Raw genomic sequence first — 12,775 nt, forward strand, 5'->3', positions numbered from 1 at the left:
CGCCCGGCCACGGGGCCTGGCTCGCCGCCGCCCGCGCCCTGTTCGCCCACCGCCCCCTGCCCGTACGCCACCTCATCCTCGTCACCGACGGCAGCGGCCACGACCCGGCCGACGGAGCGGACCGCGACGACAGCCCGCTGCGCGCCGAACTCGCCGCCTGCGCGGGAGCGTTCAGCGCCGACGTGCTGGCGCTCGGCACCGACTGGAACCCCGCCCCGCTGCTCGCCCTCACCGAGTCCCTGCACGGCACCGCCGACACCGCGCCCGACCGGTTCGCCCCCGCCGTCACCGCGGCACTGGGGAGGCTGCGCCGGGTCCGCAGCCCCGAACTGCCCGTCGTCGTCACCGCACGCCCCGCCGTGACCGGGGTGACGCTGACCGAGACCGCCCCCCGGCCCCTCCTGCTCACCGCGGACACCGCCGCCGGGGACCGCCACCGGTACGCGTTCCCCACCCACCAGTGGGAGCCCGGCACCCGCGACTACCTCCTCACCCTGGCCGCCGACGCCGGCACCGAACCGCTCGGCGTGCTCCTCCAGCTGGCCGCCGTCTCCGTCGGCGACGCCGTCGCCCCGCTGCTGGTCCGCTGGCTGCCGCCCGGCGTCGCGGTGGGCGCGGGCGGTACCGGCCCGGGAGCCGGCGGCGGCACCGTCGACGCGGTCAACGCCGCCACCCGGATGCGCGCCGCCCTCAACCGCGGCTACGCCGCCCTGGACCCGATGAGCCGCGAGGAGGCGGAGCGGCAGTTCGGCCTCGCGGTCCGGCTCGCCAACGAGATCGGCGCCGCCTGGGTGCTGGCCGACGTCCGCCGGGTCGCCGACATCCTCGACGGCGCCCGCGGCCTGGTCCGGGTCGGCCCCACCGTCGACCGGGGAACCGTCCGCGAGGGACGGCTGCACGTCGCCTCCGGCCATCTGCTCGACCTGCCCGCCCACACCGCCGGCACCCCCCTCCGGTGCGCCGGCTGCCGCCACCTCGCCGGGCCGCACGCCCGGTACTGCATCGCCTGCGGGAGGCCCCTGTGACCCGACTCCTGCGAGCCCGCAGACGCACCGGCTCGCGCACCCGGCGCCTGCTCGAACTCCACCTCCTCGTCGCCGTGTTCAGCGCGCTCCTGGCCATGACCGCCCTGCTCGTCTCGTACCGCGAGGTGCAGAACGCCGCCGGCGAGATGCGCACCCACGCCGCGCCCGCCGTCCAGGGCGTGGCCTCCACCCAGCTCGCCCTGCTCCGCGCCCACCGCGAGGCCGTCACCTCCGTGGACCACGGCATCGACCGCGTCGTCGGCGCCGGAGCGCGCTACGAGGCCCAGCTCGCCGCCGCCAACCAGGGCCTGTCCCGGCTCTCCGACGTACAGATCGACGGGGCGCGCGGCCGGGGCATCCTGGAGACCGTCAACGGCGTACTGACCTCGTACAGCGGCTCCATCACCCCCGGCACCGCCAAGTACGTGGACGACGAGCTGATGCAGGCGCAGAAGCTCGCCGAGGCCAAACGGCAGCTCGACCGGCCCGGCACCGGCGTCGTCCCCCGGCTGGACGTCCTCCAGCAGCACCAGATGCGGCGCATGACCCGGATCAGCACCCTGGGCCCCCTCCAGCGCACCGGCTGGGCCGTCGCCGAACTGGGCCTGCTGGTCCTCGCCCTGACCCTGCTCAGCGCGCTGCGGCTGCTGCGCACCCGCTGCGGCCGCAGCCTGGAACCGTGGCTGCTGACGGCCCTGCTGCTGACCGCCGCCCTCGCCGTCCTGCCGCTGCGGGCCACCGTCGCCACCCAGGAACGGCTGGACGGCGCACGCCACGCGCTGACCGCCATCGACGAACGGGCCGCCGACCACGACCGCCTCGCCGAGGCCCAGTCGTACGTCACCCGCACCTCGCTCGACCTGCGCGACCGGCTGGCCGCCGAGAGCTGGCAGAGCTGGACCTACTACGGGGCGCTCGGCGCGGGCGCCCTGGTCCTGCTGCTGCCGGTCGCCGGCCTCGGCCGCAGGCTCACCGCCGACTACTACTGGAGGGCCGGATGAGACGCCTCCCGAAGCCCCTCCTGCTCGCCCTCGCCCTGCTGCTCACCGCGACCGGCTGCGGCCTCGCGGCCCCCGGCGGCGGCGACACCGAACCGAAGGTCACCATCCTCGGCCCGTGGACCGACGTCCAGGAGGAGCAGTTCACGGACGTCCTGGACGGCCTCGGCATCCCGTACACCTACCAGGGCACGGCGGCCACCCGCGAGGTGCTGCTGGCCGAGGTGCAGGCCGGCAACCCGCCGGACATCGCGATCCTGCCCGGCGTCGGCGAACTCGTCGAGTACGCCGAGGAGGACCGGCTCCAGCCGCTGACCGGCCTGTACGACGAGAAGGAGTACGGCAGGCCGTGGCTGCCCGAGGCCCGGGGCCTTGGCCGGCACCTGTGGGTGCCGCTCAAGGTGGACCTCAAGTCCATCGTGTGGTTCCGGAAGGGCGAGACCCCGCCGGCCGGGCCCGCCCCCCTCGGCGACTGGTGCCTGGCCATGGGCGACGACGGCTCCTCCGGCTGGCCCGGCAGCGACTGGATCGAGGACCTCCTCCTCCAGCAGGCCGGCCCCGTGCTGTACGCGCGCTGGGCGACCGGCGAGCTGGCGTGGACCGCCCCGCACGTGGTCCGGGCCTGGCGCACCTGGGCCGGGCTGCTCGCCCAGGGCTCGGCCGCGCGGCGCGAGGCCGTCCTCACCGGCGACCACCGGGGCGAGGAGGACGGGCACGGGCTGCTGTTCGGGGCCGGCGGCTGCTCCCTGGAACACCAGGGCTCCTTCGCCCGCGTCCTGTACGGCGACCGGGGGGACCGGGCCGACTTCGTGGACTCGGCGCGGCTGCTGCCCGGCGGACCGCATACGGTGAAGGCGCACGAGGTCTCCGCCGACTTCGCGGCGCTGTTCGGCAAGGGCGACCGGGCCCGCGCCCTGCTCTCCCGGCTGACCTCCGAGCGGGCGCAGGCGCAGTGGGCCCGCGAGGGAGGGGTGTTCTCGGCCAACTCCGCGGTCACGCCGCGCACGGGGGCGGTGGCCGCGAAGGTGGGCCGGCGGCTCACGGACCAGCGGGTGCCGTTGTGCCTGGACGCGTCGGACGTGATGCCGGCGGCGGTGCGGGACGCCTTCTACGAGGCGGTGCTGCTGACCGTGGCGCATCCGGACGAGCCGGTGCTGCCGCGCCTGCGGGACATCCAGACGGTGCAGAACGAACAGCCCGCCACCACCCCCCGGCTCACCGGCGTGTGCGGCAGACCACAGTGAACGCTTTGTGAGACCCCCACAAACGATGCGGGGTACCGGCTGGTACTTCGCCTGCATCGTCGTGGGCTTCTGTCAGGCTCCACCAGTAAACCGGGCAGGAGACTGTACGGAGTCAACGGCACGATTCCCTTGGCCGGGTTCGTAGGGTCGGTACATGACCGTTGTGGACGAAACCCAGGGCGAGCCGAGCGACACCCGCGGCCGCGTGGCCGAACTGCTGGCACTGCGCGAGCAGGCCCGCCGCGGACCCAGCGACCGGGCGACCGAGGCGCAGCACGCCAAGGGCAAGCTGACGGCCCGCGAGCGCATCGAGCTGCTCCTGGACCCGGACTCGTTCCACGAGGTCGAGCAGCTCCGCCGCCACCGGGCGACGGGTTTCGGCCTGGAGGCGAAGAAGCCCTACACGGACGGTGTCATCACCGGCTGGGGCACGGTGGAGGGCCGCACGGTCTTCGTCTACGCCCATGACTTCCGCATCTTCGGCGGCGCGCTGGGCGAGGCCCACGCCACCAAGATCCACAAGATCATGGACATGGCCATCTCGGCCGGTGCCCCGCTGGTCTCCCTGAACGACGGCGCCGGCGCCCGTATCCAGGAGGGTGTCTCGGCGCTCGCCGGCTACGGCGGCATCTTCCAGCGCAACACGAAGGCGTCCGGCGTCATCCCGCAGATCAGCGTGATGCTCGGCCCGTGCGCGGGCGGCGCGGCCTACAGCCCGGCCCTCACGGACTTCGTCTTCATGGTCCGCGAGACCTCGCAGATGTTCATCACCGGCCCGGACGTCGTCAAGGCGGTCACCGGCGAGGAGATCACGCAGAACGGCCTCGGCGGCGCCGACGTGCACGCCGAGACCTCGGGCGTCGCGCACTTCGCGTACGACGACGAGGAGACCTGCATCGCCGAGGTCCGCTACCTCATCGGGATGCTGCCCTCCAACAACCGCGAGAACCCGCCCGCCACCGCGAGCGACGACCCGGCCGACCGCCGCGGCGAAGCCCTGCTCGATCTGGTGCCCGCCGACGGCAACCGCCCGTACGACATGCACAAGGTCATCGAGGAGCTCGTCGACGACGGCGACTACCTGGAGATCCACGAGCGCTGGGCCCGCAACATCATCTGCGCGCTCGCCCGCATGGACGGCCAGGTCGTCGGCATCGTCGCCAACCAGCCGCAGGCCCTGGCGGGTGTCCTGGACATCGAGGCGTCCGAGAAGGCCGCACGGTTCGTCCAGATGTGTGACGCCTTCAACATTCCCATCATCACTCTTCTGGACGTACCCGGCTTCCTGCCCGGCGTGGATCAGGAGCACGGTGGGATCATCCGGCACGGCGCGAAGCTGCTCTACGCGTACTGCAACGCGACGGTGCCGCGTATCTCGCTGATCCTGCGCAAGGCGTACGGCGGGGCCTACATCGTCATGGACAGCCAGTCCATCGGTGCCGACCTCACCTACGCCTGGCCCACCAACGAGATCGCCGTGATGGGCGCCGAAGGTGCCGCCAACGTCATCTTCCGCCGGCAGATCGCGGAGGCCGAGGACCCCGAGGCCATGCGGACCCGCATGGTCAAGGAGTACAAGACCGAGCTGATGCACCCGTACTACGCCGCCGAGCGCGGGCTCGTCGACGACGTCATCGACCCTGCGGAGACGCGCGAGGTCCTGATCGCCTCGCTCGCCATGCTCCGCACGAAGCACGCCGACCTGCCGGCCCGCAAGCACGGCAACCCCCCGCAGTAGAAGACGGAGAAACACCCATGACCACTGCCACCGCCGAATCCGTCCTGCGCGTCGAGAAGGGCCTCGCCGACCCCGAGGAGCTGGCCGCCATCACCGCGGTCCTCCTCGCCCGCGCCGCCGCCCAGCCGGCCGAGACCCCCCGCCCCCACCGGAACACGGCCGGCTGGCGCCGTCTGGAGCGCACCCCGGGCTTCCGGGCGCCCCACAGCTGGCAGGGCTGACCCCGCCCCGCGCACGAGCGCACCGCAGCACGGCGAAGGCCCCGCACTCCTCGGGAGTGCGGGGCCTTCGCCGTACGGGAACGCCTAGCGCAGGCGGGCCATCAGGGCGTGCTCGACCAGCGTGATGAGCGCGCTCTTGGCGTCCGCGCGGTGCCGCGCGTCCGTCGTCAGGATGGGCGTGTCCGGCCCGATCTGGAGCGCCTCGCGCACCTCGTCGGGGGTGTAGGGCTGGTGCCCGTCGAAGCCGTTGAGGGCGATGACGAACGGCAGCCCGCTGTTCTCGAAGTAGTCGACCGCCGGGAAGCAGTCCGCGAGACGGCGGGTGTCGACCAGCACCACCGCGCCGATCGCCCCCCGCACCAGGTCGTCCCACATGAACCAGAAACGGTCCTGGCCCGGCGTACCGAAGAGGTACAGGATCAGATCCTGGTCGAGCGTGATGCGGCCGAAGTCCATCGCCACCGTCGTGGTGGTCTTGTCCCCCGTGTGCGTCAGGTCGTCGATGCCCGCGGACGCGGACGTCATCACGGCTTCGGTGCGCAGCGGATTGATCTCCGAGACGGCACCGACAAACGTGGTCTTACCCACGCCGAAGCCCCCTGCCACCACGATCTTCGCCGAGGTAGTGGAGCGGGCCGCTCCGCCGCTAGAGCTTGCGAAGTCCACTGAGCACCCTTTCGAGCAGTGTCACATCTGGCTGGCCGCCGGCGGACTCGTCGCCGCCGGGCTGATGGATAGCGACGAGTCCGGCCTCGGCCAGGTCGGCAACGAGAATCCGGGCAACGCCGAGAGGGATCGAGAGGAGGGCCGAGATCTCGGCCACCGACTTGATCTCGAAGCACAGCCGGCAGATCCGCTGGTGCTCGGGCAACTGCCCTTGCAGCCGGGACGGATCAGCCGTGGTACTGACCAACGCCTCAATGGCGAGTTGGTAGCGCGGTCGGGTCCGGCCGCCTGTCATGGCGTACGGACGGACCAGTGGGTTGTGCGCGGCCGGAGCGGCCGGCTCGGGAGCCCGCCGCGGCTGCTGCACCGGCTGGATGCGGGGCTGCTGCTGCGGCGCGTCGAAGCGGTGGGGACGGCGTGGGTGCTGGGGCTGCTGCCCGGGCTCCTGCTGGGGCCAGTCGGGGCCGGGCCGGTACTGCGGCTGCCCGTACGGGGGCTGCTGCCCGTACTGCGGCTGCCCGTACGGCTGGTAGGGCTGCTGAGGCTGCTGAGCGCCCTGTCCGCCGGGTGCGGAGGGGTAGTCGAAACGATCGTCCCCGTGCTCACCCGTCGCGTGCCGGTCACCGTCGTACCGGTGCCCGCCTGGGGGTGTACCCACGATTCCTCCTCCGCCTGCCGGTCCCGATCCCAGTGGGTCCGCGCCACCGCACCCTATGGTGCGGTGACGCGGAACGCACTGTCTGGTTACTGGATAAGACTAGTTAAGAAGACTTCCCTGGAGTTCGGCACGGAGGTCCGGCGTCAACACGCTGCCCGCACGGTCGACCAGAAGGGCCATTTCGTACCCGATGAGACCGATGTCGGCGTCCGGGTGTGCGAGAACGGCCAAGGACGACCCGTCGGATACGGACATGATGAAGAGGAATCCACGCTCCATCTCCACAACCGTCTGATTCACCGCGCCGCCCTCGAAGATCCGCGAGGCACCGGCGGTCAGCGAGGTCAGACCGGAGGCGACCGCCGCCAGCTGGTCGGCGCGGTCGCGCGGAAAGCCTTCGGACATCGCCAGCAGGAGTCCGTCGGCGGAGACCACCACCGTGTGCGACACCCCTGGGGTGTTCTCCACGAAGTTGGTGATCAACCAGTTCAGATTCTGCGCCGCCTGGCTCATCGGGCTCACACTAACGCTCCTGGTTGTAGGTAGTACTTGTGTCCGCACCCGCGTTGCGTCCCCGCAGGACACCGCGCCGCAGGTTGCTCAGCCTGCCACGCACGTCCTCCGGGGCGCGGGAGACCTGGGGGCCCTCCTGCTGGGTCTGCTCCGCGGTGCCCTCGACCAGATTGGCCTTGGGCACCCGCCGGGGCAGACCGGACGGGGTTATCCCGCCCGCCTTGGGCTCCCGGAGCTTCTCGGCCCGCTCCCAGCGCTCGTCGTTGGCCGAGCGCCAGTCGTCGGAACCGTCGGTTCCGTTGTTTTCTCCGGTGGCCTGCCCCGCCGGGGCGGGCCGCTGCGGCGGTTCCTGCCGCGGGCTCTCCTGCGCGGTGCCGGGCCGGCCGTTCCCGCGGCCCGTGGGCTGCCAGTGCTGCTGGCTGCCCCGGCGCGGCAGACCGGCGTCGGTCAGCTCGTGTCCGGCGTTCGGGACGGGCCCCGAACGCTCGAAGCCTACGCGCTCCTGCGGCTCGGCGGGAGCGCTCGCGGCAGATTCCGCTTCCGGCTGCGCGACCGGCTCGAACCCGCCCTGATACGCGCTCTGATCAGCCCACTCCTCCTGCTGGGGCTGGACGCCGTACTGCTCGTCGTAGCCCTGCTGAGGGGTCTCGGGGGCCGCATATGCCGCCTCCGCATAGCCGTTGGCGGCGGTGTCGTAGCCGGGCTGCGCGGCATAGCCGGCGCCGCCCGCGTACGGGTCGTGGCCGCCGTCGTACGCGGCACCGGGGTAGCCGTCCTGGCCGCTCGCGGCGTAGGGGTCCTGCCCGTCGGCGGGGTAGGCGTCCTGGCCCTCGGCGGCGTAGGCGTCCTGGCCGTAGCCGGGCTCGGCGTACGCCTGTTGCTGCGGCTCCGGCTGCTGCCCGAACGGCCGGTGCTCACCGGCGCCCGCCTGGGCCTCCAGAGCCGCCCGGCGCTCCTCGCGGGCCAGCGAGCGGCCGACCGGGTCGAGCCGGCCGTCCTCCGCGGACGCCTCGTCGTAGCGCGAGTCGTCGAAGCCGAGCTCGGCCGCCGTGCGCAGCCGCTGGTGCGGCTGGGCGTCGAGGGCCTGCTGCGGGATGATCGAGGAGACGGTGAAGTCGTCCTGCTCGGGGGCCTCGCCGCCACCGCCGTGGGTGATCGCGTCCGGCAGCATGACCAGCGAGGTGGTGCCGGCCTGCTCGCCCGAGGGGCGCAGCTGGACGCGGATGCCGTGCCGGTCGGCGAGGCGGCCGACCACGAACAGGCCCATGCGCTGCGAGACGGCGGCGTCCACCGTCGGCGGGTTGGCCAGCTTGTGGTTGATGTCGGCGAAGTCCTCGGCGGTGAGGCCGATGCCCTTGTCGTGGATCTCGATCATCACGCGGCCGTCGGGCAGCCGGGTCGCGGTGACCCGCACCTTGGTCTGCGGCGAGGAGAACGTGGTGGCGTTCTCCAGCAGCTCGGCCAGCAGGTGCACGAGGTCGGTGACGGACTGGCCGTGGATCTCGGTCTCGGGGACGCCGGACAGCTCGATGCGCTCGTAGGACTCCACCTCGGAGGAGGCGGCCCGCAACACGTCCACCAGGGGCACCGGCTGGTTCCAGCGGCGGCCGGGCTCCTCGCCGGCGAGGACGAGGAGGTTCTCGCCGTTGCGCCGCATACGGGTCGCCAGGTGGTCCAGGCGGAACAGGCTCTCCAGCTGGTCCGGGTCGGCCTCGTTGTTCTCCAGGTCGGTGATCAGGGTCAGCTGGCCCTCGATGAGCGACTGGTTGCGGCGCGAGAGGTTGGTGAAGATCGCGTTGACGTTGCCCCGGAGCATGGCCTGCTCCGCCGCGAGCCGGACCGCCTCCTGGTGGACCTGGTCGAAGGCGCGGGCGACTTCGCCGATCTCGTCCCGGGAGTTGATCGGGATGGGCTGCACCCGGGTGTCCACCCGGCCGGGGTCGGTGCGCGAGAGCTGGTCGACCAGCGCGGGCAGCCGCTGCTCGGCGATGCCGAAGGCGGCCGTACGCAGCCGGCGCATCGAGCGGCTCATCTGGCGGGCCATGAGCCCGGCCACGATGAACGCGGCCAGCAGGGCGACGAGCACGATCGTGGCGTCGACGATGGCGTCGGTGCGGGCGTCGGAGGAGATCTCCGCCGCCTCCGTGACCGCCTTGTCGACCAGCTCGTCCTCGACGGTGGTGTAGCCGTCGAACTTGGCTGTCGCGGCGGCCATCCAGGTCTCGGGCGTGATGCCCTTGGCCTTCAGCTGCTCGGGGGAGCGGCCGAGACCGATCTCCTGGGCCATGCCGTCGTAGACCGAGCCGTCGATGGTGGGCGGGGCCACGAACGGCACCCCGGCCGCCTCGGCCTTCGCCTTGGCGGCCTTCAGCTCGGCGGCGCCGGCGGCGGCCTTGTCGCCCATGACCTTCTTGAGCCGGGCCGCGTCGGCCTCCGTGCCGCCGGAGGTGAACTCGCCGAGGGCGATCTGCTCCAGGTAGTTGTACGAGCCGAACGCCTTGACCTGGTCGTTGAACTTGCCCTCGTCCTTGCTGGGGCGGACCAGGAGGTGCATGCCGATGGAGCGCTGAAGCGATTCTGCAGCCTTGGCCAGCTCGATCGCGTAGACGGTTCGGCCGTAGCTGGTGATGTTGCCGGTGCCCAGACCCAGTTCGTTGCAGAACTCCATGAGGGAGTGCTGGACCTGGACGTAGCCCTCCTCGGTCTTCACCGGGTCCATGGCCGCGGTGTAGGCCGCCTTGCGCAGCTGCGGGAGCTTGGGCTCCTCCAGCTTGAACAGCTTGAGGCGGCGCTGGAGGCCCTCCTTGGCCGGCATGCCCTTGACGGCCTCGTCGAACTTCTCGGCGGCGGCGTCGGTGACGGCCCGGGTGCGCGTGACGGCCTCGTCCTCGCGCTCGTTCGACAGCAGCGGCTGCGCGGTGAGGTCGCGCTCGTTGAGCAGAGCCTGCCCGTACTCGGCCGCGGCCCGCACGATGAGCGCGGTCTTCTCCGCGTCCTGGGCCTCCTGCCAGGTGTTGATCGAGCCCTTCACCTGGAAACCGCCCATGACCAGGCCGACCAGGGCGGGGATGAGCAGGATCGCGTTCAGCCGGGTGGGCACCCGCCAGTTGCGCGGTGACAGCCGACTGGTGCTGCCACCTGCGGACGGTGCCCCTTCGGACACATCGGCGGACGGCGCCGCGGCACGGGGCGGCGGGGTGAAGTTGCCCCGCTCCGCCTGCGCCGGGGAGCCCTCGTTGTTACGCCTCACTCGACCAACAACCTCTCGGCTCGGCACCTACGCTGTGCCGTTTCTTCGTTCAGGGCCGTACTACTCGGGAGTTGGTCGAATTGCAGCACGGTCCGGGGCCGCGTTCCAAACAGTCGGAATCGGCGATTCCGAGTGGCTCACGCCTCAGATAAATCGGGCATAAAGAGCGAGCCCCGCCAAAAGGCGAGGCTCATGTGAGCGCAGTGACACCGCTCGTACGCATCCGGTGTCGATTGCGGGGCAATTCTCTTTCGAAACGTTATGAATGCGGGGGCGGATCGTGTCAAAGGACACAGCCCGCCCCCGTGTGACTACCGTAACTGCCGTACGCAGATACCGACTTGCGGCTACTTCAGCCGGGCCATCAGCGCGTGCTCGACCAGCGTGATCAGACCACTCTTCGCGTCCGCGCGGTGCCGCGCGTCGGTGGTGATGATCGGGGTGTCGGGTCCGATCTGGAGCGCCTCGCGCACCTCGTCGGGGGTGTAGGGCTGGTGTCCGTCGAAGCCGTTGAGGGCGATGACGAACGGCAGCCCGCTGTTCTCGAAGTAGTCGACCGCCGGGAAGCAGTCCGCGAGACGGCGGGTGTCGACCAGCACGACGGCGCCGATCGCGCCGCGTACCAGGTCGTCCCACATGAACCAGAAGCGGTCCTGGCCCGGCGTACCGAAGAGGTACAGGATCAGGTCCTGGTCGAGCGTGATGCGGCCGAAGTCCATCGCCACCGTGGTGGTGGTCTTGCCACCGGTGTGCGTCAGGTCGTCGATGCCCGCGGACGCGGACGTCATCACGGCTTCGGTGCGCAGCGGATTGATCTCCGAGACGGCACCGACAAACGTGGTCTTACCCACGCCGAACCCACCGGCCACGACGATCTTCGCCGAGGTGGTGGCCCGAGTCGCCGCGCCGCCGTTAGAGCTTGCGAAGTCCACTGAGCACCCTTTCGAGCAGTGTCACATCCGGCGCGCCGCCGGCCTCTCCATTGCCCGGCTGGTGGATGGCCACCATGCCGGCTTCCGCCAGGTCCGCCACGAGAATCCGGGCCACACCGAGGGGCATCGACAGCAGGGCCGAGACCTCGGCCACCGACTTGACCTCGCGGCACAGATGGCAGATCCGCTGATGCTCGGGGAGCAGCGTCCCCATGTGCGCGGGATCGGCCGTGGTGCTGACCAGGGCTTCTATCGCTAGCTGGTAGCGCGGTCGGGTCCGGCCGCCTGTCATGGCGTACGGACGGACTAGCGGCTGGTCGCCCTCACCGTCGTACGACGCGTGACTGGACGCGCCGTACGGATCGGGTGAGGCGGGTGGCGGGGTCATGAATCCTCCGGGCGTGACAGCAGGGTGTCGGCTTGCCGTCTGAAGGGGCCGGTGGGGGGCTGTAAGCGGCCGGACGGGCGAGGGTTGAGTGTTCCTTGAATGATCGTCTGTGTCACTGGTTCACGGCCGCCTAGTGGAGCAGGCTGCCCTGGAGCTCCGCACGGAGGTCCGGGGTCAGGACGGTGCCCGCCCGGTCCACCAGCAGGGCCATCTCGTAGCCGACCAGGCCGATGTCGGCGTCCGGGTGGGCCAGCACGGCCAGCGAGGAGCCGTCGGAGATGGACATCAGGAACAGGAAGCCCCGTTCCATCTCGACCACGGTCTGGCTGACGGCGCCGCCCTCGAAGATCCGGGAGGCACCTGCCGTCAGCGAGGTCAGTCCGGACGCGACGGCCGCCAGCTGGTCGGCGCGGTCGCGCGGGAAACCTTCGGACATCGCCAGCAGCAGGCCATCCGCCGAGACCACCACCGTGTGCGACACCCCTGGGGTGTTGTCCACGAAATTGGTGATCAGCCAGTTCAGATTCTGCGCGGCCTGACTCATCGGGCTCAACTAACGCTCCTGCTGGTGAGTGGGGCCGAGGGGGAAACTTCCGGTCTGGCCGCTGCCCGCCTGGCGCCCCTGCTGGATGCCCCGGCGGAGATTGGTCAGACGCCCGCGTACATCATCGGGCGCCCGCGAGACCTGCGGGCCGGACTGATGGTTCTGCTGCTGGGCGGCGCCCGGCACCAGGTTGGCGCGCGGAACCCGCCGAGGCAGACCGGATGTGGTGATTCCGCCCGCTGCGGGCTTCTTCACGCGCTCCGCCTGCCGGACGATCTCGTCGTTCGGCGAGGCGCGCCAGGCGCTCGTCGCACCGGTGTCCCCGAGGGTCCGCTGCGGCTGGGGCGCGGGAGCCGCGGGCTCCCGGGCCGGCTGCTGCGCGAAGTCCTGGGACTGCGCCGGTGCGGCGGGCTGCTGCTGCGGGGCCCCCTGCTGCGGACCGCGGAACCAGTTGGTCTCCAGCGTGTCGTACAGCGGGGTGCGGCCGTCGCCGGGCCCGGAGGCCGGCGGCAGCGCCTCGGGCTGCTGCGGCTGCTGCGGCAGCGCCGGACGGAACGGGGCCTCGGGGGCCTGGCCCGCCATGGGCGGACGCGGCGCG

At 71.7% G+C, this 12,775-nt stretch carries 12 protein-coding genes and 1 pseudogene; 5 read left to right on the plus strand and 8 right to left on the minus strand.

Translation table 11 applies throughout. From position 1 onward, the window contains the following. The 5 genes from MHW47_RS22770 to MHW47_RS22790 form a co-directional block, all read left to right on the plus strand. The coding region (locus MHW47_RS22770; protein WP_239225648.1) for a hypothetical protein at positions 1-1,025 on the plus strand (1,025 nt) is incomplete at its 5' end. Beyond that, positions 1,022-2,026, plus strand: coding sequence for a hypothetical protein (locus tag MHW47_RS22775; RefSeq protein ID WP_239225649.1), 1,005 nt, complete (start codon positions 1,022-1,024; stop codon positions 2,024-2,026). The genes MHW47_RS22770 and MHW47_RS22775, both read left to right, overlap by 4 nt. Then, complete coding sequence (locus MHW47_RS22780; protein ID WP_239225650.1) at positions 2,023-3,267, plus strand: ABC transporter substrate-binding protein; 1,245 nt, start codon at positions 2,023-2,025, stop codon at positions 3,265-3,267. Before MHW47_RS22775 ends, MHW47_RS22780 begins: the two co-directional genes overlap by 4 nt. A gap of 154 nt (positions 3,268-3,421) precedes the next feature. Then, positions 3,422-5,005 carry an acyl-CoA carboxylase subunit beta gene (locus MHW47_RS22785; protein ID WP_239225651.1) on the plus strand — a complete coding sequence of 528 codons (1,584 nt, stop codon included), beginning with the start codon at positions 3,422-3,424 and terminating at the stop codon, positions 5,003-5,005. A 17-nt stretch (positions 5,006-5,022) separates the two neighbouring features. Next, positions 5,023-5,226 (plus strand): acyl-CoA carboxylase subunit epsilon, encoded by a 204-nt coding sequence (locus tag MHW47_RS22790; RefSeq protein WP_239225652.1) that lies wholly within the window; start codon positions 5,023-5,025, stop codon positions 5,224-5,226. Positions 5,227-5,310: 84 nt separating this feature from the next. Here MHW47_RS22790 and MHW47_RS22795 read toward each other — a convergent pair whose 3' ends face one another. From MHW47_RS22795 to MHW47_RS22830, 8 genes and pseudogenes are all read right to left on the minus strand, one after another. Continuing rightward, positions 5,311-5,892: an ATP/GTP-binding protein gene (locus tag MHW47_RS22795; protein WP_014048542.1), complete on the minus strand. Its 582-nt coding sequence runs from the start codon at positions 5,890-5,892 to the stop codon at positions 5,311-5,313. Beyond that, the gene (locus MHW47_RS22800; RefSeq protein ID WP_239225653.1) at positions 5,873-6,550 is read right to left on the minus strand and encodes a DUF742 domain-containing protein; all 678 of its coding nucleotides are present in this window, start codon (positions 6,548-6,550) and stop codon (positions 5,873-5,875) included. Before MHW47_RS22800 ends, MHW47_RS22795 begins: the two co-directional genes overlap by 20 nt. 99 nt (positions 6,551-6,649) lie before the next feature. Further along, positions 6,650-7,063: a roadblock/LC7 domain-containing protein gene (locus MHW47_RS22805; RefSeq protein WP_199563693.1), complete on the minus strand. Its 414-nt coding sequence runs from the start codon at positions 7,061-7,063 to the stop codon at positions 6,650-6,652. A gap of 10 nt (positions 7,064-7,073) precedes the next feature. Then, positions 7,074-10,313, minus strand: coding sequence for a nitrate- and nitrite sensing domain-containing protein (locus MHW47_RS22810; protein WP_239225654.1), 3,240 nt, complete (start codon positions 10,311-10,313; stop codon positions 7,074-7,076). Between the two features lie 347 nt (positions 10,314-10,660). Continuing rightward, positions 10,661-11,245 carry an ATP/GTP-binding protein gene (locus tag MHW47_RS22815; RefSeq protein WP_028444348.1) on the minus strand — a complete coding sequence of 195 codons (585 nt, stop codon included), beginning with the start codon at positions 11,243-11,245 and terminating at the stop codon, positions 10,661-10,663. After that, the gene (locus tag MHW47_RS22820; protein WP_239225655.1) at positions 11,226-11,633 is read right to left on the minus strand and encodes a DUF742 domain-containing protein; all 408 of its coding nucleotides are present in this window, start codon (positions 11,631-11,633) and stop codon (positions 11,226-11,228) included. The genes MHW47_RS22815 and MHW47_RS22820 overlap by 20 nt, the downstream gene beginning before the upstream one ends. Before the next feature lie 130 nt (positions 11,634-11,763). Further along, the gene (locus tag MHW47_RS22825; RefSeq protein ID WP_006127850.1) at positions 11,764-12,177 is read right to left on the minus strand and encodes a roadblock/LC7 domain-containing protein; all 414 of its coding nucleotides are present in this window, start codon (positions 12,175-12,177) and stop codon (positions 11,764-11,766) included. Between the two features lie 9 nt (positions 12,178-12,186). Then, a pseudogene (locus MHW47_RS22830) lies at positions 12,187-12,775 on the minus strand (histidine kinase); the annotation flags it as partial.

Origin of the sequence: Streptomyces sp. OfavH-34-F (genome assembly GCF_022347745.1) — a bacterium.
Lineage (GTDB): Bacteria > Actinomycetota > Actinomycetes > Streptomycetales > Streptomycetaceae > Streptomyces.

Excerpts from the sequence above, each read along its gene's own strand:
- MHW47_RS22790 (WP_239225652.1), top strand. The coding sequence starts at position 5,023 with ATGACCACTGCCACCGCCGAATCCGTCCTGCGCGTCGAGAAGGGCCTC.
- MHW47_RS22785 (WP_239225651.1), top strand. The coding sequence starts at position 3,422 with ATGACCGTTGTGGACGAAACCCAGGGCGAGCCGAGCGACACCCGCGGC.
- MHW47_RS22820 (WP_239225655.1), bottom strand. The coding sequence starts at position 11,633 with ATGACCCCGCCACCCGCCTCACCCGATCCGTACGGCGCGTCCAGTCAC.
- MHW47_RS22805 (WP_199563693.1), bottom strand. The coding sequence starts at position 7,063 with ATGAGCCAGGCGGCGCAGAATCTGAACTGGTTGATCACCAACTTCGTG.
- MHW47_RS22780 (WP_239225650.1), top strand. The coding sequence starts at position 2,023 with ATGAGACGCCTCCCGAAGCCCCTCCTGCTCGCCCTCGCCCTGCTGCTC.
- MHW47_RS22825 (WP_006127850.1), bottom strand. The coding sequence starts at position 12,177 with ATGAGTCAGGCCGCGCAGAATCTGAACTGGCTGATCACCAATTTCGTG.